The organism is Paenibacillus sp. URB8-2 (assembly GCF_013393385.1).
Taxonomy (GTDB): Bacteria; Bacillota; Bacilli; order Paenibacillales; family Paenibacillaceae; genus Paenibacillus_AQ.
The window spans coordinates 889,617-911,187 of the sequence record NZ_AP023239.1; the positions used below are offsets into that span (position 1 = coordinate 889,617).

General features: G+C 50.5%; 21 protein-coding genes and 1 pseudogene. 17 read left to right on the forward strand and 5 right to left on the reverse strand.

The annotated features are described in order from the left end of the window. Window positions 1-1,614 carry a response regulator transcription factor gene (locus tag PUR_RS04115; protein ID WP_179034149.1) on the reverse strand — a complete coding sequence of 538 codons (1,614 nt, stop codon included), beginning with the start codon at window positions 1,612-1,614 and terminating at the stop codon, window positions 1-3. Next, window positions 1,611-3,422 (reverse strand): cache domain-containing sensor histidine kinase, encoded by a 1,812-nt coding sequence (locus PUR_RS04120; RefSeq protein ID WP_179034150.1) that lies wholly within the window; start codon window positions 3,420-3,422, stop codon window positions 1,611-1,613. Before PUR_RS04120 ends, PUR_RS04115 begins: the two co-directional genes overlap by 4 nt. A 202-nt stretch (window positions 3,423-3,624) precedes the next feature. On the opposite strand from PUR_RS04120, the gene PUR_RS04125 reads away from it, so the two are divergent. The 5 genes from PUR_RS04125 to PUR_RS04145 all read left to right on the forward strand — a co-directional run bounded on the left by PUR_RS04125 (window position 3,625) and on the right by PUR_RS04145 (window position 9,298). After that, a complete protein-coding gene (locus PUR_RS04125) occupies window positions 3,625-4,893 on the forward strand; it encodes an ABC transporter substrate-binding protein (protein WP_179034151.1) in 1,269 nt (422 codons plus the stop codon). A 107-nt stretch (window positions 4,894-5,000) separates the two neighbouring features. Then, window positions 5,001-5,876, forward strand: coding sequence for a carbohydrate ABC transporter permease (locus PUR_RS04130; protein WP_179034152.1), 876 nt, complete (start codon window positions 5,001-5,003; stop codon window positions 5,874-5,876). Between the two features lie 15 nt (window positions 5,877-5,891). Then, a complete protein-coding gene (locus tag PUR_RS04135; protein WP_179034153.1) occupies window positions 5,892-6,737 on the forward strand; it encodes a carbohydrate ABC transporter permease in 846 nt (281 codons plus the stop codon). A gap of 41 nt (window positions 6,738-6,778) precedes the next feature. Then, window positions 6,779-7,888 carry a glycoside hydrolase family 172 protein gene (locus tag PUR_RS04140; RefSeq protein WP_197970124.1) on the forward strand — a complete coding sequence of 370 codons (1,110 nt, stop codon included), beginning with the start codon at window positions 6,779-6,781 and terminating at the stop codon, window positions 7,886-7,888. Window positions 7,889-8,005: 117 nt separating this feature from the next. Then, the gene (locus PUR_RS04145; protein ID WP_179037739.1) at window positions 8,006-9,298 is read left to right on the forward strand and encodes an ABC transporter substrate-binding protein; all 1,293 of its coding nucleotides are present in this window, start codon (window positions 8,006-8,008) and stop codon (window positions 9,296-9,298) included. A 339-nt stretch (window positions 9,299-9,637) separates the two neighbouring features. On the opposite strand, the gene PUR_RS04150 is transcribed toward PUR_RS04145, so the two are convergent. Further along, complete coding sequence (locus tag PUR_RS04150; RefSeq protein WP_179037740.1) at window positions 9,638-10,510, reverse strand: LysR family transcriptional regulator; 873 nt, start codon at window positions 10,508-10,510, stop codon at window positions 9,638-9,640. 121 nt (window positions 10,511-10,631) lie between these two features. Here PUR_RS04150 and PUR_RS04155 point away from each other — a divergent pair, with 121 nt between their 5' ends. The 3 genes from PUR_RS04155 to PUR_RS04165 all read left to right on the forward strand — a co-directional run bounded on the left by PUR_RS04155 (window position 10,632) and on the right by PUR_RS04165 (window position 12,826). After that, window positions 10,632-11,549, forward strand: coding sequence for a DMT family transporter (locus tag PUR_RS04155; protein ID WP_179034154.1), 918 nt, complete (start codon window positions 10,632-10,634; stop codon window positions 11,547-11,549). A gap of 16 nt (window positions 11,550-11,565) precedes the next feature. Further along, window positions 11,566-12,279 carry an NAD(P)H-dependent oxidoreductase gene (locus PUR_RS04160; protein WP_179034155.1) on the forward strand — a complete coding sequence of 238 codons (714 nt, stop codon included), beginning with the start codon at window positions 11,566-11,568 and terminating at the stop codon, window positions 12,277-12,279. A gap of 241 nt (window positions 12,280-12,520) precedes the next feature. Beyond that, a complete protein-coding gene (locus PUR_RS04165; RefSeq protein WP_179034156.1) occupies window positions 12,521-12,826 on the forward strand; it encodes a hypothetical protein in 306 nt (101 codons plus the stop codon). 107 nt (window positions 12,827-12,933) lie between these two features. On the opposite strand, the gene PUR_RS04170 is transcribed toward PUR_RS04165, so the two are convergent. Beyond that, window positions 12,934-16,296 carry a hypothetical protein gene (locus tag PUR_RS04170; RefSeq protein ID WP_179034157.1) on the reverse strand — a complete coding sequence of 1,121 codons (3,363 nt, stop codon included), beginning with the start codon at window positions 16,294-16,296 and terminating at the stop codon, window positions 12,934-12,936. 163 nt (window positions 16,297-16,459) lie between these two features. Between PUR_RS04170 and PUR_RS04175 the strand changes: the two genes are divergently transcribed. Beyond that, window positions 16,460-17,504, forward strand: a protein-coding gene (locus tag PUR_RS04175; protein WP_442953824.1) for an IS630 family transposase whose coding sequence is annotated in 2 segments (ribosomal slippage) — window positions 16,460-16,963 and window positions 16,965-17,504 — 1,044 coding nt in all. Because the reading frame shifts where the segments join, the coding sequence is not laid out codon by codon here. A gap of 182 nt (window positions 17,505-17,686) precedes the next feature. Here the strand turns inward: PUR_RS04175 and PUR_RS25925 are convergent. Continuing rightward, a complete protein-coding gene (locus PUR_RS25925; protein WP_232101712.1) occupies window positions 17,687-17,794 on the reverse strand; it encodes a winged helix-turn-helix transcriptional regulator in 108 nt (35 codons plus the stop codon). A 28-nt stretch (window positions 17,795-17,822) separates the two neighbouring features. Between PUR_RS25925 and PUR_RS04185 the strand changes: the two genes are divergently transcribed. From PUR_RS04185 to PUR_RS04220, 8 genes and pseudogenes are all read left to right on the forward strand, one after another. Then, entirely contained in the window at window positions 17,823-17,981 is a 159-nt protein-coding gene (locus PUR_RS04185) for a hypothetical protein (RefSeq protein WP_179034158.1), read from the forward strand. Between the two features lie 90 nt (window positions 17,982-18,071). Then, window positions 18,072-18,278 (forward strand): annotated as a pseudogene (locus PUR_RS04190) (aldo/keto reductase); the annotation flags it as partial. Next, a complete protein-coding gene (locus PUR_RS04195; protein ID WP_179034159.1) occupies window positions 18,244-18,648 on the forward strand; it encodes a DUF4077 domain-containing protein in 405 nt (134 codons plus the stop codon). The pseudogene PUR_RS04190 and the gene PUR_RS04195, both read left to right, overlap by 35 nt. A 34-nt stretch (window positions 18,649-18,682) precedes the next feature. After that, a complete protein-coding gene (locus tag PUR_RS04200; protein WP_179034160.1) occupies window positions 18,683-19,153 on the forward strand; it encodes a GyrI-like domain-containing protein in 471 nt (156 codons plus the stop codon). A 5-nt stretch (window positions 19,154-19,158) separates the two neighbouring features. Continuing rightward, complete coding sequence (locus PUR_RS04205) at window positions 19,159-19,545, forward strand: iron chaperone (RefSeq protein WP_179034161.1); 387 nt, start codon at window positions 19,159-19,161, stop codon at window positions 19,543-19,545. 158 nt (window positions 19,546-19,703) lie between these two features. After that, window positions 19,704-20,357, forward strand: coding sequence for a M48 family metallopeptidase (locus PUR_RS04210; protein ID WP_179034162.1), 654 nt, complete (start codon window positions 19,704-19,706; stop codon window positions 20,355-20,357). A gap of 158 nt (window positions 20,358-20,515) precedes the next feature. Continuing rightward, the gene (locus PUR_RS04215; RefSeq protein ID WP_179034163.1) at window positions 20,516-21,043 is read left to right on the forward strand and encodes a GNAT family N-acetyltransferase; all 528 of its coding nucleotides are present in this window, start codon (window positions 20,516-20,518) and stop codon (window positions 21,041-21,043) included. Between the two features lie 152 nt (window positions 21,044-21,195). Then, window positions 21,196-21,462 (forward strand): zinc ribbon domain-containing protein, encoded by a 267-nt coding sequence (locus PUR_RS04220; RefSeq protein WP_179034164.1) that lies wholly within the window; start codon window positions 21,196-21,198, stop codon window positions 21,460-21,462. The last annotated feature ends 109 nt before the right edge of the window (window positions 21,463-21,571 follow it).

A 21,571-nucleotide genomic window follows, 5' to 3' on the forward strand; every position in this document is an offset into this window, starting at 1 on the left:
TCAGGCTTCCTGTCCGGCTTCCTTTCTCCATTCCCTCGGTGTCATTCCCGTCAGCTTGCCGAAGATCTTGCTGAAGTACCGCCCGTCCTGATAGCCCACCATTTCGGCGACGGAAGACACTTTGTACTGTCCGTTCGCAAGCAGAAGCTTGGCCTGCTCGATCCGGACCTGCTCCAGGTAATCCGAAAGATTCTCGTTGTACACCTGCTTGAACCTCCGCGAAACATACTCCCGGCTTAAGAAGAACTGTCCCGCGATATCCTGAAGCGACAGGTTCTCCCTGTAATTGGCGTCGATATACTGCTTGATCGAATGGATCACGTCGTATTCCCTGAGGCTGGCTTCCTTCAGCGCTTTGGCGATTTCGCACAAGTCGTCGGTCCACTCCCGGCGCCAGTCCTCCAGCGACAGCCGGCTGTCCGGACTGATCGGGAACAGTCCGGGAGACGATGCGTGGGCCGGCGTATCCGCCGTCCGGTCCGTGTCCTTGAGCAGACGGCCGCGAAGCAGCTCATACTCATACCGCCAGTATTTCAGCTGCTCCCAGGTAACCGCCTCCAGCTCCCCTACCGTCTGTATCCACTTGGCGACCGCGCTTCCGATCCGGCTCGGCTCACCTCTGTGGACCGCGGCCGTAAGGGGATTGGCGAAGTCGGCGAGAGCGATCCTTTGGGCCGGGACCGGGGGAGGCGTATCGCCCTCGTAATGAATCCGGTCCGTATTCTTCAGGAAGGACACGCCGCGAGCCGCCTGCAGCATCTGCTCAAATCCGTCGTGAAGCCGATGCGGGAACGCCGTCGTGCTGCTGCAAGCACAGTGAAAACGGGCGCGCAACACCTTGTACAAGGCGTCATTCATGGCTCTCAGCTTCCCGTCCGCCGCCGTGAGGTCCCCGGTCAGAAGGAGGATTAGTCCATAATTGGGATCGGCGTGCTTAAAGGCATAACCGTTCTCCGGAGGGCCGATCACCTCGTTGCAGATATTGCCCATCAGAAAATACAGCAGATCCAGGTTGCCGCCGAATTTATCCAGCACGACTCTGGGCAGCGGATCGGTAATCATCATGGCGACCCGGCATTCCCGGACCGCGGACCACCCGAAGGAAGCGTGAAGCTCGTTGGCGACGGTCGGATAGAATCCGGGCTGCGAAACGGCGTTTGAGAGTATTTTATCCCAATACATCGGCATGGTCTTGTTGATTTCGACATCCTTTCGGATATTCAGCCTGCGCGATTCTTCGTCTTTCAGCCAAGTGTCAACCGCGCGGCGAAGCGCATCGAGCAGTTCGCTGCGCTTGATCGGCTTCAGCAGATAATCCAGCCCGCCATGCATCATCGTTTTGCGGATATAGGCATAATCGTCATAGCCGCTGATGACGATGCGCTTCGAATCGGGAGCGTTGTCCTCTATCCATTGAAGCAGCGTCATTCCGTCCACATTGGGCATTTTCACATCCGTGAAAATAATCTCCGGCTGCTCGCTTTCAATCAGCGTCATCGCCGACGACCCGTCCGAAGCTTCCAGGACATCGGTGATCCGATAGTCCTCCCAATCCACAAGAAGCCGGATGGAATCCCGTACATCCGTCTCGTCGTCAACAATCAGAACTTTCATGAAGGCAACCGCTCCTTTCGTACAGGGATGATAATTACGACGGACAGCCCCGAAGGCTGAGCGTTGCTGATGGACACCTCGGCCTCTCCGTTAAAGAAGAGACGCAGTCTGGATATTACGTTGACCAAGCCTATGCTGCCCTCTGGGGTACGCCCCGATGCCTCCCGCCCGATCCTCCGGTTGAGCTCCAAGAGGCGATCCAGTGAAATACCGGGCCCGTTATCCAGAACCGACAGAGTCAGCCGGTCTTCGCCGGCCTGGGCGGCAACCGTAATTTCAGCCTGCGCGGCGTCTTCAAAGCCGTGCTTGAAGCAGTTCTCGACAATGGGCTGTAGAATCATTTTGGGAACCTGCAGCTCGAGATTGGCGTTCTCCGCGATGTCCAGGGTATACGACAGCCTATCCTTGAAACGCTGCTTCTGCAGTTCGAGATATGCCTCCACATGGGCGATTTCCTTGGAGACCGGAACGACGGATTCTTCCGTGTTCATGTTATAGCGCATCATCAGACCCAGCGAGGAGGTCAGCTCATAGATCTTGGGCACCTTGTGGTGGAGCGCGACGGACCCGATGGACTGCAGCGTATTAAAGATAAAATGCGGATTGATCTGGGCCTGGAGCGCCTTCAACTGGTTGTCCTTGTTGGCCAGTTCAAGCTTCAGCTCCCGCATAATCAGGTTGTCGATCGTATCCACCATATTCTTTATCGCGCTGCCGAGAACCCCGACTTCATCGCTGCGTTCCAGATCCGGATCGAAATGCAGCTTGCCCAGCTTGATCCGTCGGATCGACTCGGTTAGCTTCTTGATCGGCGCGGTAACCCAGACCGAAACACACAGCGTCGCCGCGATGGCGACGAGCAGAAATGACATCAGGACTACCATATTGATCCTAAGCACGCGGGAAGCATTGCTATAGAGATAGCTGTCCGGTATTTCCTTGGCGACGATCCAGACCCGGCCGATCAGCTCGAATTTCTCGAAGACGACGATGCCGTGAAAGCCGTTGTCTTCTTTCCAGTCGAAGTGCCCCGACCTGTCGAAGGTGTAGCGCGCATGCTGCAGCCAGGCGTAGGAAGGCTTTTGTCCGATAAGATCGTCTTCGGAGCTGTATATCGCGGTGCCGGTATCGTCCAGCAAGTAGATGTTCTCATTACCTTTGTCGTACAGCATGTTCATAATGCCCCGAAATCCGTCCAGTTTGAAATCGATAGACAGAATGCCGATCCGCTCTTTCAAGGGCGCGCGGTAGATCGGTCGATGAACGGTGAAGACTGTATTAGATGGACTGTAGGGGAACTCCTCCATCCCGTAGTTGTGCGAGAGGTGGGGGGGCTCCAGATAAGGATCGTTCTTGTCTATAGGCTGAATGTAGTGGCCGTTCAAGCCCACGCTGCCGGCCTCCCGCTTCAAATAGCCGTTGATGAGCAGCCAGGACTGATCGGTCAAATCGGAATAGAGATATACCTGCTGGATATCCTTAGCGGATTGCTCGATGGCGTGAAGACCGGTATAGATATTGTTCTCGACCATGAAATCGTTGTGATACTGAACGAGAATGTTATACAGGCTCCCCGGCATCTGGATGTTGTTATAGGCGTACAGCGAAATGCTGTTCATCCCGCCCAACAAACTGGCGAGGCTGGTCGCTCCTTGACGGACCGATGTTGAGTTCTCCCGGATGGCGTCCTCCTTCAGCGAATGTTTGGTATAAATATATGAGATGAGAATGGATGCCGCTATGGGCAGAAGGATGGCGGCCATAAGGAATACACTCAGCTTGTAACGGATGCTGCTGCGGTATTTCATGGCGGTCCTCCTTTTTTGCGAAAATGCAAAGGTTTAGGTATATCATGCGGCGGGAGATTCATGGAGCGATCGCTCCGGCTCCCGGGTCAGGTCACAATCTTACACATTTTTGATCAACAGCGGCTGTATTTTCGTCTCCGGTACACCTAGTATACTGAGTGTGTGAAACGCTTACAAGATATTCAAACAGGGAGGTTATGGTATGAAGAAATTTTCGTCAGTCATCTTGGCAGGCTTCCTCGCTCTATCCGCAGTGCTTGCAGGCTGCTCCGGATCAGTCTCGGAGACGGGAAGTCCGGCTGCCGGAACGGAGCCGGCGCAAGCCTCCGGCAAAGATGAGATTACCCTGTACACCATCCAATCTACGAACCCCAACTTTCAGGAATGGCTGAAGGAGACGGAGGAGAAGAGCGGCGTGAAGATCAATTGGGTCGCCGCGCCGACCGACTCGGACACCCGCCAGCAGAAGCTCTCCACGATCCTGTCCTCCGGCGACAGCTCCGTGGATATTCTCGAGATCAATGATGAGATGGCGACGTCTTTCAAGAATGCCGGATGGCTGGAGCCGCTTCAGGACAAGGTGCTGACGGCGGACATTCTGAAGCAGCTGCCGCAGGGCTATATGAAGGATATGCTGACCTCGAATAAGGGGGATGTCATCGGCGTGCCGACTTATACGGGCTATCTCGCGCTGTGGGTGGATCAGAAGAAGCTCGACGAAGCAGGCATGACCTCGATCGACACCGAGGAGGATTTCGTGAACTTCCTGAAGGCGACGACTAAGGACGGCCATTACGGATACGGCGGCTCCTGGGAGAAGACTTACGTATTCAATGAAGTCGCCACTTTCGTTCAACTGTTCGGCGGAGACTATCTGGACTGGACGAACGAGAACAGCCGGAAGGCGGTCAAGTTCATGTACGATATGGCGAACACCTGGAAGGTAACGCCGATAGATCAGATTGCGGACAAATATGAGCAGATGAACCAGAAGTTCATCGACGGGAAGTACGCGGCCGTGTTCATGTGGGGAACGGGAACGGATTACAAGCAGGCGAACCGGTACGGTCCGGATCAGATTCACATGATCAACATGCCCAAATTCGAGAAGCGGAGCATCTTCACCGATTCCTGGAGCTATGTGCTGAATTCGGCGTCCAAGAATAAAGAGGCGGCCATCAAGTTCCTTCAGTACGCGGCCAGCGAAGACGGCGAACTGAATGGCTGGAAGAATTTCGACCGTTATCCGGCCAGAGCGGATGTGGCGTCCAATGAAGCGGTCTCCGGCGATATCAAGGGGATTTACACCGAGATCCAGCAGACCAACGAGGTTCATGGACGCCCGATGCTTCCGCAAACCATGGAGTTCATCTCCGAGATGGGCACGCTGTTCCAGAACTACATTCAGGACAAAATCACATTGGACGATTTCTGCAAAAAGGCGCAGGAAGCGGTCGAGCGCTATAAATAACCGGCGTCCGCGTCAGTCTACGATACAAAAGGTCCTTGCCCGGCATAGGGACAGCCGACGGAGTTTTGGCTATGCCGGGCATCCCGTCCGAAGGAAGGTGTATTCATATGTATGCAGGCAAAAAGTATTTGACCATCGCCTGGATTCTCGTGCTTCCGGCGCTGATTATCCGGATCTTCACGACGATCTATCCCATTCTCGAAACCTTTCGCATCAGCTTCTTCGAGGTCAGGCTGCTTCAGGGGATACGGAAATTCGTAGGTCTGGAGAATTATATCCAGATCTTCCACGATTCCAAAATGATCACCTCGATCCAATTTACGCTCATCTTTGTGGTCGGCTCGATGATCGGACATATCATTCTGGGAATCGCCCTTGCCTTGATACTCAATATGAAATTCGGCGGGCAGAAGATGCTCCGCACCATTGTGCTGCTCCCGTGGGCGATGCCTATGGTCGTCATTGCGATGGCTTCCAAGTGGGCGTTTAACAACGAGTACGGCTTGATCAACGATTTCATCCGCTGGTTCAGCTCGTCGTTTAACCTGGACTGGCTGATCTATACGAATACGGCCCGGATTGCGGTTATCGGCGTGGATTTGTGGAAGGACATTCCCTTCTTTGCGATTCTGATTCTGGCCGGCCTTCAGTTCATTTCGGCCGATATGTACGAGGCGGCTAAGATCGACGGTGCCGGAGCGCTCGGTTCGTTCTTCCGAATCACGCTGCCGCTGCTGTCCCGAAACATTCTGATTCTCAGTATTTTCTTCACGATGTGGCGCATCACGTCGTTCGACGTGGTGTATGCGATGACAAGCGGAGGGCCGGGCGAAAGCACGGCGCTGATCGCGTACCGCGTAACGACCGAGGCGTTCACGAATCTGAATACCGGCTATGCCGCTTCGATCGCGGTCGTGCTGTTCCTGGTCATGGCTCTTCTAAGCTGGCTCAGCATGTCCGCGGCCAAGCGCTTGGACTACTAAGGAGGGACCCGTACAATGGCTGACAAAATCTCAAGGCCTCTGCCGCTGATCCTTCTGATGTGGGGGCTGGCGGCGATCGTCGCTTTCCTGATTCTGTTTCCGCTGTGGTGGATTTTCGTCTCATCCATTACGCCCGCCGGAGAATTGTTCTCCAAACCGATCAAATATTGGCCGGCTCATCCGACGCTGGACAGCTACCGCTACCTGATCAATAATGTCGGACTGCTTCCGAAGATTACGGACACGGCGATTATTGTAGGCTTGTCGATTCTGATCGGCATGATAGTATCCGTCATGGCCGCTTTCAGCTTCGCGAGGTTCCGCAGCAGAGGCTTAACGATCGCCGTCGGCTTCCTGCTGGCGTCCATGCTTATTCCAGACGTCGTTACGGCTCGGCCGCTCTACGACTTCCTGCGAAGCGTACATTTATACGATACGTACACGGGGCTTATTCTGCTGTATATCAGCGGCCTGCTGCCGTTCTCCATTCTGATTCTGCAAAATTACCTGGGCGATATCCCCGTCTCCATCGAGGAATCGGCCGCCATCGACGGCTGCGGCTTCTTCCAGTCGATGTACTACGTCACGGTGCCGCTTCTGCGGCCTGCGCTGGCGACAGTCTGCATCGTCAACTTCATTACATGCCTGAACAACTTCTTCACGCCGCTCTTCTACTCGAACGGCATCTCGGTTCTGTCCACGGCCATCACGCAGCTACCGCTTCGGGACAATATGTACGCCGTTCCCTGGGACCTGGTAAGCGCCATGGGCTGGATCATTATTCTGCCCATCATTATCTTCGTCGCCGTCTTTCAGCGGCAGATCATGGAGGGCATTATGGCTGGAGGCGTGAAGGGCTGATATGCTGGAGATGCCTCTATATGGAAAGGAGCTTTTGACAAATGAATTTGAATCCGTTTATGGGAGGACTTACGGCTCTCCCCATGCTCAAATCCGGCCGAAGCCGGGCAATTAACGCGGAGAATCCGCGCGGGGACAAAGGAAAAGGGGGAATGGCGGCCAGCCATCTCGGCCCCTCCCGCAAAGGCTCGCCCTGTATCCGGGACGTCGCGCCCGGAGCCACGGTTACGCTGGCAGAAATCGACGGTCCCGGCGTCATTGAACACATCTGGATCACGGTGACCGATCATACCGAGACGGATATCTTCGTGCTGCGGGATCTGGTGCTGCGGATGTATTGGGACGATGAAACCGAGCCTTCCGTCGAAAGTCCGCTCGGCGATTTCTTCTGCTGCGGCTTCGGAAGAGGCTGTACCGTCAATTCCCAGGCCATCGTCGTAAATCCGACCCGGGGCTTCAACTGCTATTTTCCGATGCCTTTTCGCAAGAAGGCCGTAATTGTGATCGAGAATCAGCATGAGGCCCAGATACCGGCTTTGTTCTATCAAATCGATTACTGCCTGCATGACGAGCTGCCGGAGGATACCGCGTATTTCCATGCCCGGTGGAAGCGGCAGCGGGTGACGAACAAAGCGGAGGATTACGTCATTCTGGACAACGTCAGAGGACGCGGCCATTATGTGGGCACCTATATGGCGCTGACGACCCTGGAGCGGTACTGGTGGGGTGAAGGGGAAATCAAGATGTATATCGACGGCGATAAGGAGTTTCCCACCATCTGCGGCACCGGTACCGAAGATTATTTCGGAGGCGCCTGGAGCTTCGCGACCCAGAAGGAAGGAAGAACCGTCGAGAACACCTACTGCACGCCGTATATGGGCTACCCTTATTACTCTAGCCATGACGAGGCTGTTCATAATCTCTACCATAACGACGACGCGCCGCCGATGCGGGGCTTCTACCGGTGGCATATTCCGGACCCGATCCGGTTCTATGAGGATTTGAAAGTGACGATCCAGCAGATCGGCGTGTATAAGAAAGGGCTGTTCGAACGTCGGGACGATGTCGCGTCGGTTGCCTACTGGTATCAGACTGAGCCTCATCAGGCTTTTGAGCCCCTGATGTCCAAGGAGGAGCGCTGGCCGAGGTAAACCGTAGAGAATTTAGGCCGTATCGGGAAGAGGAATCCGGGGGGATTTCGCCTTTGAAGGAGTGGCGTATATACTAAACGTACAGCCATCCTGACCCACAAAGGAGAGTATTTGATGATGCTTAAACGGAGACTGATGCTTGCGATCCTGCTTCTTGCCGCTTTCCTCGTGACGTCATGCGGCGGAAATGAAGTCGGGACCGAACCGGGTTCGGCGGAGAGCGGAGCGGAGCCTGCCCGGACGCTCAAAATTTTTAATTTCAAGGTCGAAATGGCGGAGCAACTGGACGCGCTCGTCAGGCGCTATGAAGAAGAGACCGGTATCCGCATCGAGTTGGATACCTGCGGCGGCGGCTGCGATTACAGCGCCGAACTGAAGACCCGTTTCAATTCCGGCGACAAGCCCGATATTTTCTTTGTGGCGGGGTATACGGATCTTGATCTGTGGCAGGAATATCTGGAGGACTTGTCCGACGAGCCCTGGGTAGAGGACATGCTTGATCTGGCGAAGCCCGCGATTACCAAAGACGGCAAGATATATGGAATGCCTTTGGCCTTGGAAGGCTGGGGCTTCATTTACAACAAGGATCTCTTCCGCCGGGCCGGCGTCGACTCGAAGCCGGTCACCCTGAGCGGACTGCGGGAGGCGACGCGAAAGCTGCAGGCCGCGGGAATCGTTCCGTTCGAGAACGGTTATGCCGAATGGTGGCTACTGGGCAATCATCTCGTGAACACCGCGTTCGCCCTGCAGCCGGACCCCATCGGGTTCATTGAACGATTGAATAAAGGCAGCGCCAAGCTTACAGGCAACCGGACAATGGAAGAATGGATAAATCTGGTGGATACCACCGTCGAATACGGCCAGCCAAGTTCGCTTCAGACGGATTATTACTCCCAGGTCACCAGTTTCGCGAACGGAAAGGCCGCTATGATGCAGCAGGGCGGATGGACGCAGCTGCAGCTTGATAAGCTGAATCCGGATCTTCGGATCGGATTTCTTCCCATACCCGTGAATGACGATGCCGGGTCCATGGATAAGCTTCAGGTGGGCGTGGCGAACTATTGGGCGGTTCTTAAGAATTCGAGAGTCAAGGGGGAGGCCAAGGCCTTTCTGCGATGGCTCGTGTCTTCCGATACCGGCAGATCGTTCATCGTGGACGAGGCCAAGCTCATTCCGGCGTTCAAGAGCATTCCAGTGGATATCAGCCGGCTTGGCCCGCTTGCGGCCGATTTGATGTCCTATATCGAAGCGGGCAAGACGCTTCCCTGGCTGTGGCAGCGATTTCCGGGATACGAGGCGACCACCTCGCGGATGGCGTCACGGCTGCAGGCTTATATCGGCGGACAGATCGGGAGAGATAGGCTGCTGGAGGAGTTTCAGAGCATTTGGGAAGAGACTTCGGTCAGATAGCGGACCGGGTCGCTATAGTAACGGTTGGCGGGCCGCCAAGCAGGCAGACCGGTCGGGGACAGCTCCGGCCGGTCTGTTCAGATGGATGCCGGAGAGTAGGGATTTCGACTAGTATCAGTGTGAGATCCGCCGATATCGCATACAATGTCCCGGACAAGCCAACTGTAAAAGCCAACCGTAAAAGCCCCCGGCTTACAGCCTAGGGCTTTTTTCAGTTTCTATAAAAGGGGGTTTGACCAGTTCAGATAAGAGTCTGTTTAATTCATCGGCAGAATAAATAGAAAGAGCATGTCGAACAAAATAAAGATTCGTAATCAACGAGGTCACCTACCAATCCATTTAATTTGCATCCAAAAACGCCTGAACATATTTAACAATTTTTCTCGCTGCCGGGGACATGGATTTCAAGGATGGGGCCGCGATGCCGATGGAGCGGTAATGGTCTCCTTCCAAGTCAAGAATTCGGATATGGCTCGGAACTTGATGCAGCACCATTTCAGGAAGGATGCTGATCCCCATACCATTTTGAACCATGGAGATAATCGCCTGGTCATCTTCCAGCTCGAATTTAATGTTGGGGGACACATGGTTTTCTTTGAGTATCCGCCTTGCATCGTTATCGCAGCTTTTCTTGGGCAGGATGAACTGTTCTTCTTTGATTTGTTCAAAACGAACCTCATGTTGTGCAGCAAAAGGGTGTTTCTCGGGAACGATCAAGACCATTCGGTCTTTTTTCAATGGAATCACTTCAAATGACTTCGGTGCGGGCAGAGAGAGAAAGCCAAAATCAACGGCACCGCTTGCAATCCAGTGCTCGATATCTTCATAGCTTCCTTCCAGCAGTTTCATTTCTATGGAGGGGTGGCTTTCTGCAAAATAACTCATGATTCTTGGCAGCCACCGGATGGATACGCTCGCAAACGTGCCGATACGTACCGTTCCGGCTTCCAGCCCGTTGATATTTGCAATTTGCTGCTTCAACAGCTCATTCCCTTTTAAAATTTCACGAATGTAGGGCAGGATAAGCTCTCCGCTGCTCGTCAAGTGGACTCCTGCACGCCCCCTGCTCAGTATAGAAAATCCCCACTCCGATTCCAGACTGGCAATGGCATGGCTGACTGCAGATTGGGTAAAACCAAGTTCCGCCGCAGCTTGAGACAAGCTCCCCAACTCTACAACCGTATGAAAGATCTCAAACTTGGCAAGTGACATCATCATCGCTCCATTGCATTATTTTTTTTCAACTAAGGCATTAATAACATTCATTTTCTTTATATAAAATGTACACGTATACTTCGAAGTAAGCAATATCTCATGCCGAAAGGAAGTATTTATGAACACTCAGCTCAAAGCTAATCTTATGCTGTTGATCGTGACCATGTTTTGGGGCTCGTCCTACTTGTTTATGAAGATGGGGCTTACAGATGTACAGGAATTCAACCTGATTGCCTTGCGTTTTGGACTGGCTTTTATTTTATCCGGACTGGTATTCCACAGGCGGCTGATTCATGCCGATTTTAAAACGGTGAAATATGCCTTTTGGCAGGGCACGATTTTATTTCTCGTATTCGCCTCGATCACGTTTGGCGTAAAATCCACATCGGCTTCCAATGCCGGATTTCTGGTTAGTTTAACGGTCGTATTTGTGCCGCTGCTGCTGGCTGTACGGTATAGAAAGATGCCCGAAAATAGAGTTATTCTCGGAGTGTTCTTAGCTTTGACAGGTATAGGTTTCTTAACTTTAAAAAATCAATTTATGATCAATGCCGGGGACTTTTTGTGCATCTTAGGCGCGTTGATTTATGCGATCTACATCGTCGTTACAGGGAAACTGACCAAGGGCGTGGATTCCATTACGCTTGGCGTTCTGCAGCTCGGGTTTGCGGGAGCATGGGGACTGCTATTCTCCGCTTGGCTGGAACAACCGCAGCTTCCAAACACGCCGGACGCCTGGGTTTCGGTTCTGGGGTTGAGTCTGTTTTGCAGCGCATTTGGCTTTATCGTCCAGACGGCTGCCCAAAAATATACGACTCCAACCCATACAGGGCTGCTCTTTTCACTTGAGCCCGTTTTTGCGGCATGGTTTGCGTTTGCTTTTGCGGGGGAAAGAATGACCATCCAAGGCTATGCGGGAGCCGGTCTGGTGCTGCTCAGTGTACTAGCCGCCCAGATCGATTTCAAAAAGATACGAAGAAAACAGGGATTTCATAAATCCAGTGCGGAGTCTAAAACCAACTCCATAGCAGGCTAAAAGGAGGCGAACCGTAATGAACGTACTCATTGTCTATGCCCACCCGGAACCGAAGTCATTCAACGGAGCATTGAAGGATCTGGCCGTTGCGGCTCTGACCGCGGAAGGTCATCAGGTTCAAGTGTCCGATTTGTATGCCATGAATTTCAAGGCTGCCGCAGACCGCGATGATTTTATGATGCCGGAGAACCCGGATTTTTTCAAATACCAGCTTGAGCAGGGACATGCTTCTAGAACAAACTCCTTTTCCCAAGATATTAAAGAAGAGCAGGAAAAGCTGCTTTGGGCCGATTTCGTCATTTTCCAGTTCCCCCTATGGTGGTACTCTGTCCCTGCGATTCTGAAAGGGTGGTTCGATCGGGTGTTTGCCTCGGGGTTTGTGTATGGCCAGGGAATCGGCAGATATGATCAGGGCGGACTTAAAGGCAGAAAAGCGATGGTATCCACGACAACCGGATCTCCCAGGCAGGCCTATACTCCTTACGGAATGGATGGGGATATTCATGAGAAGATTCTTTATCACATTCATCATGGGATGCTCTATTTTGCCGGTTTTGAGCCTGTCGAGCCTTTTATCGCCTGGACGCCCGCGCGCGATGAGGAGGCACGAAACCGGTACCTGGACGAATATAAGAAGCGTCTTCAAAATCTCTCCGCGATACCTTCGATTCCATATCATCCTACTGCTCATTATGACGAGCATCACCAGTTGAAAATAGAGTACAGGTAGCTGTTATCCGGTTAAAAGATTCTTGGAATTAGCCCAGCACACAAACCATCCTCTCCATGCCTGGCATGGGGGGACGGTCAGTTTTTTGTGAGGTTCTTTTCAGAAGCGGGGGTTATATGGCTTGTAAGGTCGGTCTGATCGTAATCTCATTAACTCCGCTGTCTATGAAGAAAGAACCTTAGACTGGGTATACGCATAGTATGAAAAGAATTTATGAAGCTTTTTTACGGAGGTTATATTCATGAGTGTTCAATATCCAGCCATGCAGCAGCAGGTTCTTTACCAGGCAGATCCGAGCAGCGTACAGACTTTAAAATCCATTAAGGATCGGACCCATCACATCTGCAGAACGTATGTCAATCGGCGCGTTCGTATTCAGACATTGTCAGGCCATGTCCATGAAGGCGTTATTGTAGGATGCGACGACCGGCAGCTATATTTAAGAGTTAAAAACCCGGGCTATCCTCGTTCCTTTTACGGACCCAGCGATGAAGCGATCCTCACTTTGGTTCTTTTTGAATTGCTGGTCATCGTTCTGCTCTCTTAGGGAGCAGCGAGCCGGAAACAAACGGTCAGTATGACTTCTGAGGCGCGCCGAAGATGGGGGAAGCATAGGCTCCCTCCATCTCCGGTGCTTGTTAACGTTTTGCGGGGTTACATATTTACGGTTGCCGTGTTCGAGTAAGCCGACATTCCTGCTGTATTTACGGCTGCTATCCGATAGGTGTATTTATGGCCAGGCAAGACAAATCTATCCGTGAAGCTGACGCTGCCCAAAAATCCCAGTCCAATTACGATGTAGGCTCCACCATTATCAGAGCGTTCGATTACAAAACCGGTCTCGTTATTGGCATTGTCCCTCCAGGTCAGACGAACTCGTAATCCGCTTAGCCGTATTGCCGTCAAATTGGATGGAGCCGCCGGCGGCTGAACCTGATTTGGAATAACCTTCACGACATTGGAAAAGCCGGAGTCGACTGTCATTGTTGGGAAGCCAGGAGTGGCGGTGTCGCCGACAGTGTTGGAGGCAACCACCCGGTAGTAGTAAGTCTTGATCATGATGCCGATTGAATCGGTGTATGAAGTTGAATCGGCGGGCAGCGTTGCTAAAGTAGTCCACGGGCCAGAACTGCTGGCTGCCCGCTGGACAGTGAAGTTAGTTTCGTTTGTGGAATTATCCGTCCAGGTTAAAACTACACGCTTGTTGAAGAAGGAACCGGTAAGATTGGCTGCGAGACTGGAAGGCGCTTTTGGCGGAACGGCAAACGCCATAGCATGCATCATATCCATCTCTTCGTGAGCTAGAATATGGCAGTGATACACGTATTCCCAACCAAAGTTCACATAATGATTAGTAATCTGGTTAATTGGATTTCCCAACGGATCAAACCATCCTACAGGCGGCGGCGGTGTCAGTACAGCGCCCTCGGGCATTGTCGGGTCGATCAGACGAACACTGTTCGGTACCTCGAAAGGTACCTGTTCAGGTGCGGGAATATTGGGTCTGAGCGCAATGATTGTGTGCTCAAGCGGGTTTACCCTGAAGGTTTCCTTCCAGCCCAGTTCATTGGGATCAGGCGGCAGCATAGCTCCGTCCCAGGCAACCCGGTTAATGAGCTGAGCAGAAAACAGGTGCGTGTGAATGGTATGGGTATCCACGCCGTTGTGAGTGATTTTCCAGATCTGAGTTCCATCATCAAGTGAGCCAATCGGAGTCGCATTAAGATTTGCTGTGCCTCTGATAATTTCAACAGGGGGACTGGCATAGCCATAGACTACAAATTGATTGAGGTTGGAGCTGGATACAGGAAATTCCAATCCAAGCATACCGCTCATCCGTCCATAGCCGGTGTCGTAGACTTCGCCCATCTCATCTTGTAAAGCCTTCGGTTCAATCTGAAGGGTAACAGGCGGCTGAAGAATTCCGCTCGCGTCTATCGGACGAAAGGTTTTGGAGAACTCTTGAAGCTGCACGTAGGCGCTGGCTGCGTCAGTGGGCAAGTTATTAACGTTATAGGCGGAGTTGTAGGCAGCCTGTGGGATAATGATCCGATCATGGGTTGCTTCAAAGACGCCTCTTTTTGTATCTGTTTTGGAAAAAGCTGCTTCTAACGCAGGAATGTCATACGCAGGTGCGGGAGCAGAAGCTGCCACTCTGATCTGCATGATCGTGCGGGTGTTGGGACCGTAGCCAGGCTGCGTGGACGGCACACCACCCTCGGCAGTCTGGTCCGGGTTGCCCGTGTAATAGTCATAGCGCGGATCGGCAGCTGGGAAAGCTGCGGGAGCATCATTGTAAAGAATGAGGGTTTTCCCGGCATACTTGGAAAAGTCAACAATGACATCTGCCCGTTCTGCGGCTCCCAGCAGGAGCGAGTGCTGATCGACATTTCCAAAGTTGAAGTTTGTCGCATTCAGGTTCCATGTGATCGGCTGACTGGGTATAACCACAGGTGCCGGCAGGAAACCGCCTTCGGTGCCGATCTGAATCCAGTCTGGCCCTTTTAAGGCAGGATCGGGCACGCCGCTTGGCCAGTCTGCAGGAATACCCGGTGTTCCACAAGCGGGTACCATCTTGACTTCTGTAGCATATCCCGTGTCGGGTGAGATATAGCCGGAAGGATCAGCTACATACATTTGCAAATTAAAGAAACGGTCATCGGCAGCATTCAGGATGCGGAAACGGTAAGCCTTGGGCTCCACTTGCAGGTAGGGGTAGGCCGTACCATTAACAAGCGGGGTGTCCATAAACGCTTCGCCCGGCATCGAAGGGTTAGGCGTCGCAGGCATCATTGGCGGCTGCTCGGGCGCATTTACAGGATTATAGTAAGGGTTCGGAACCGGCCCATGCTCGATATTCGTTGTCGGCGGCCAGAACCACGGGCCATACATCCATCGGCCAAACGCGTTTGCCCCGCTTGGGTCCCAGGGATTCTGGGCCGGGCTGTAGACATGAGGATACCAGAGGTCGCCGGTATTTGGTGTCCCTGCCGTTGTTCCCCATGCCCAAGTGGGATCCGTACTTAGGATGGTGTTGGCATCAACGAAAGTTTTGTCTTGGATAACCAGGGGGATTCCGAGCTCGGGAAGAAGCTTTTGCAAGCCCGGATTCACACCGGTTGTATTGGTGCCGTTAGTAAGATCCTGTTCGACCTTGTCTGTCAATAGATAAGCTGCGGCTTCTCCGGCGTAGACATTAAGGCGAGTGATGCCATAGGAGTGATCATGATAGAACATCAGCCGTGCACATTGTGCATTGGTGTAGTACAAGGTCTGTATACCATCGCGCGGGTCGTCTGCATCCTCCATATCAGGGACGTTTACTACACTGACACCCTGAGGATAGGGAGTGTCTTCTCCGGCCGGGGTAATCCACTGATGAGGCGTCCCATCGCTAATCCAGATGGTATTATTGCCATGAAGATGGATGTTGGCGCGATTTTGTGTGTAATCCATAGGCATGGCATCATGTCCTAGAGGCCCATGCCCAGCTCCCATAACGGTTGTATCCACCGGTAGGAACAGATTGCCTTCGGCTCCGGTAGGAAGCAGATTATAGAACTTGATACGAACCGGTACATCACGGGTGGCGATAATGGCAGGCCCCATATAATGGGGAGCATCCACTCCATAAGCTTGAGTACCGTCTCCCTTCAAAATAGGCACACCTTTATGGGTCAAAGCAACATGCGCACCGGGAACGGCTGTTGTAGACAATTGTACATAGCCTCTGAGCGTGGTGGGTGGCAGATCAGAGTGCATCTGTTCTTTAAACTCGACCACAGCGATTTCATAGTAGTCAGAACCCGGATAAGTCGTCGTATCAGGGGCGGCAATCGGGATGTACTGACCTAAAGCGTTTGTACTGCCCTGTCCAAGCCCCGCCATTGCATCAACAAATTTTCTCAGCGGCGGACTAAAGGCCCAGTTGGCGGTACCGAAGTAGTCCGGAATCAGATACCCAGTAGCCGGATCGGGTACGAGAGCAGCCTGATTTATAGATTTTTTTGTCTGCATTTTTCTTCTCCTCATAAAGTTATTTATGAAGCAATGCTATATACCCGGCGAAAAATAAATTGAGTTGAGCGATCATGCACAACCCACAAAGAAATAAATTCCAGTATAATAGTCTTCAATACGATGATTATTGGAGACGATACAAATGAGTGTACGAGTTGGTGTGGCAGAAGAACACAAAGCAGCAGCCATTCTGGAAATCAAAGCCGCGATGAAAATAAACAAAGATTTACGGATGCACGAAAGGTATCAGACGATCCTCCTGCTGTTACTTGGCGAATCCTACGAACGAATTTCCGAAGTGACAGGACGAACGGTTGCGACCTTATATAACTACAGCAAAGCTTACCGAGAGCAAGGGATGCAGGGGCTACAAATCGGACGTCCTCCAGGACGACATCGCTTGTTAACTGCTGAACAAGAGCAACAAGTGTATGAAGTGATAACGAATCAAACGCCCGAGGATCAAGGATTTCCTTCCCAGATGAACTGGACTTCTCCACTCGTTCGGAAATGGATCGAACAAAAGTGGAATATTCGGTATTCGGATCGAGGGACACGAGACCTTTTGTACCGTTTGAAGCTTAGCTTTACGAAGCCGACCTACACACTGGCTAAAGCAGACCCACAGAAACAAGAAGAATTCAAAGAACACTTTCAGGAGTTAAAAAAAACTCCTCGCTGGGCGCATCGACCGGATTCTGTTTGAAGATGAGTCCATGATCCGGGATTACCAAGCGCTTTCTCGTACCTGGTTTCCCAAGGGGCAGCAAAAAATCATTCCCACCTACGGCAAGCATTGGGGAGCGAAGCTGATCGGGACGCTGGATTATGAATCCGGCGAAGTGTTTTGCGTACAAGAAGAACAGTATACCGCCAAAGAATTCTTGTCCTTTCTGGAACGCGTCTTGGAAAAGTATGAAGGCGACCGAATCGTGATGATTTTGGACAATGCACGAATTCATCACGCAGACCTCATCCAGCCTTTTTTAAAAGAACATCAAGCCAAACTCACCTTGGTTTATTTGCCTCCGTATAGTCCGAATTTGAACATGATTGAAGAATTGTGGGGCTGGTTAAAATCATCCGTAATTCATAATGTCTTCTTCGACTCGGTACAAAAAATTCGCAAAGTTGTTCAAGGATTTATCCGTTTGATTAATGAAACGCCCGCTGCCACAGTTGAACGCTTATGTCTTCAATTCTAAATATTAAATGCCGAATATATAGCAATAATCTTTTACTTCTCTATATATTATTCATTGCTTGAACTAGGGTTTGTGCGTGAATCATCATACATGATAATTGGTTCACTAACTCGATTTGAAAGACGGAAATAGAAAAGAGGGGATTTGAACCCCTAATTTTTGTCGTCCAACACCGGGAAAGCTTATTGTCCGATTTCGCTCAAGGAGTATTCTACTTTGGTCGGAACCTGCGGATATGCCTTACGTTCAAATAATTGATGTGCTGCAGAATCTATACGATATCGCGCCACGCAGCGCAGCCTGGATTTTCCTGCGAAAATGCAGATTTATTTGGTGGATAGCGGCAGGAAAGATGAAGTCCCTGCGAAAGTGCGGGAATTTGAAGCCGAATCGTCAAGATGGATAGTTGGAGCCGAAGAGCCTGCATTTTTGCAGGAATACGGAGAAGGCCAAGCTTTTGCGGGGAAAAAGCTGTAGCGTTGCAGGTTTTCCCATTACGACAGGTTCCTCTGTCACATTTTGGTTGTTAAGGTTAAGTGTTCCTTAATAATTAGGGGGGGATTTATTTTGGAGTATACATTTTTGGGAAGAACCGCGCTACGAGTAAGCCGATTATGTTTAGGCACGATGAATTTTGGCGTCGATACGGACGAACAGACCGCATTTCGCATTATGGATGAAGCGCTCGATGCAGGCATCAACTTTTTCGATACAGCCAATATCTACGGGTGGGGAGCGAATGCGGGCGCTCGGGTTTGTATACTGGAAAGATATCTTTTTTCCGCATATCGAAAGCAATCAGGCCAATGCCCCGATCATATTCGTGCTGCAAACGACCCTTGTTCTATGGGGGGTCACGCAAATCGGCAAACGCTTCTATCACTTCATCGACCACAATAAAGAAATGCAGCAGCTGCTGCATGAGAATAGCAGCCAGCTTCATCTGATATCCGAGCAGAACAAGGCGCTTACGGATGTAACCTATATGATGTGGCATTTCCTTGGAATGATTCCGCTTGCGCTCGTTGTAGGCCTGATTTACATTAAGGCAAGAAGGCTTGTTCCCATCATGATCGTCCATTATATTATGGATGTAATGACTGTTGTAGGAGTGTTGACGCTTTCTTTGCAACCATCACCTTAGCACCGCGGAGTGCTGTTGAAAGGATGATTATTCCATGACTATAGAAAATCAAGTTCAGATTATTGATTTGCCGGAAATGCATTTCGTAGGCTTGTATCTCACTTCTCCGTTTAAGGACCACGACCCGGTTAGAGTGGAAGAGATGAAACGGGAATTTAATAACCGGAAAGGCGAAATCGAACACGTCATTCATCCGGAACGATATTACTGCCCGAGTTATTCATCCGAGGTTCTGTTCACTTACTTGATCTGTATGGAAGTCGAATCTCTTTCAAACATACCCAAAGGCATGATAGGGTTTACCATTCCTCCTCACCGCTACGCAAAAGTAAAATCCAAAGAGGACCCCTATCAATGCATTCACGACCATTTGAACAGAAACGGACTGCACAATGACCGGCGTGCCCTCGCTTTGGAAATCTACCCGATTGATCATCCGGTGTGGCCGGACGAAGCCGAGGTCTATATTCCATTAAGTGAGGGCCAACCCGAGAAAGGAGAATGATTCCCATGAAAGAACAAATCACTTACGGCTCGATCGATGAGTATATTTCAACCTGTACTCCTGAGGTTCAGGACATTCTGCAAACGTTAAGGAAAGTGATCCAAGAGTCGGCGCCGGACGCGAAGGAAAAGATCAGCTACCAGATGCCTACATTCGACCTCCATGGCAATCTTGTGCATTTTGCGGCGTTCAAAAAGCACATCGGTTTCTATCCGGCCCCGAGCGGAATCGAAGCGTTCAAGGAAGAATTAAAGGAATACCACAAGTCGAAGGGAACCTTGCAATTCCCGATTGATCAGCCGCTGCCCTATGACCTCATAAGCCGAATCGTGAAATACAGAGTTGCAAGCAACATGGAAAAAGCAGAAGCCAAATCGAAAAAGAAAAAATAACGGTTCGCACGGGCCTTCTTTAAATCTGAAATCAAATGAAAATGAATGAAAGAGGCTGAAAAACTCAATATAATACTAACCTTTATGGGCAAATTAATATCTGCAAAAATCGGAATAATGTAAGAGCCAGAAATAACCGGATAGAAACGATGGTGGTTATGAAAATTGAATTTGAAAATCATATAATAGAGTTTAATGTTCAATATGGAAACAGAAAGAAGCTCTCCCTTCATATAGATTTGTTAGGTCTCATAACTGTTAAAGTCCCCAAAGATACAAGTGAAGAGATGATTAAAAGTGCTGTGGGACGTCATGCTAAATTAATATTGGAGAAATTGCATATCCTTGCGAAGGCTCGGGAAACCCCTAAGCCCAGAGAGTATCAAGATGAAGGGAAGTTCCTGTATCTTGGGAAAGAGTATTTTCTGCATGAGTTAATAGAGACCAGAGGGTTAAATGAAGAAGAGCTTAAAAAAAATCTCAAGAAGTTCTATTTCTCAAGCTGTAAGAAGATCGTAGGAGAACGGATAAATGGTTATCAAATACAACTGAGAGTAAAGCCCAAGACCGTTGAGGTGGTAGAGTCCAGGACCAAGTGGGGCAGCTGCAGTTCGGATAAAAAAATAACCTTTAATTATCGTCTGGCAATGGCTCCAATGGAAGTTATAGATTATGTAATCATCCATGAACTATGTCATCTTATTCACATGAATCATGATAGATCATTTTGGAGACGTGTTGGAAGTATTATGCCGGATTATAAAGAAAAGCAGGAGTTTCTAACAAGGTATGGGCATGCTATGACGCTTTAATGGGCATTGGCACCGTTTTGGCCGGGAGCAGATCATCGAAGTAGCTAAAGCGGTACAGGCAGCAGAACGATTGGGACGGCAAGGGAAAGTGTTACTTACAAGTTCAAAAGTGCGTAATATTAGCAGTTAGTTGGAAGACAGTAGAAAGGAAAATTAATATGAGTATCCGATATGAATTGATTTCTGAAGATAATATCAGCTGCATTAAAGACTTGTGTAATGAATTAATGGCTTACCAACAATCTAAAGCGCATATCCGTCCCGAATTGTTTGACAGCATGTGCTTTGAAACGAGAATGATTCCATCCGTCCAGAGTGCCAAAGCCAACTTTATATTGGTGGCTAAAGACGGGAATGAAATGGTAGGATATGTGTACAGCAATATTTCACCAAAAGAGACTTATTCTAATGAATTTGCGACCTTTTTTGACCTGGATTCTGTAAAAAATGAGGATGTAGGTTGTCTTTCGCAGTTTTATTTAAAAGAGTGCTACCGGAATACGGGCATTGGCACCGTTTTGTTCGAAAGGTCCATGGATTGGTTGGATTCATTTGAGTCCATCGGCGACCGGTTTATCTTCGTCTCCAACGGGAATGATTCTGCGCTGAAGTTTTATCTGGGCAAAGGATTCAAAGTAAGTCACCAAATACTGGACGGGTTCATAACCGTGTTAAGGAATACATAATCTCTCGGAATTCAAAGGTGTCCTCGTCGCGTTGACCAATCTTTTTGACAAGGCGCTTTTTGAAGACACCCGTGAAGGATTTATAAAGATGAATGCGGCTCTTAAAGCGAGAGCAGAACAATAATCATGTGAGGATTGAAGGGGCGATGAGGATGGATAAACAATATAAAAATTGTCAAAGCTGCGGCATGCCGCTATCTCGCGACGAGCAGCAGGGCGGTACGGAAACAAACGGCGACAAAAGCAAAAAATATTGCAGCCACTGTTACCAGAATGGCGAGTTTACGCTGCCTGACCTGACGGCGGAACAAATGAAGGATAGAGTCAAGCAGAAGATGGTGGAGATGGGCTTTCCGAAATTTCTGACAGGCCTCTTTACCGGAAACATTCATAAGCTCGAACGATGGCGGCGGTCTTGATGGACGGGGGCGTTTCTCCGGAAAGCTCTTGAATCTTGGCAAGGCCCAGTTCGTTCAGGCCCCCCATTAAATGAATCAACCCATGAAGCGCCATAATCCCAAGGATAAT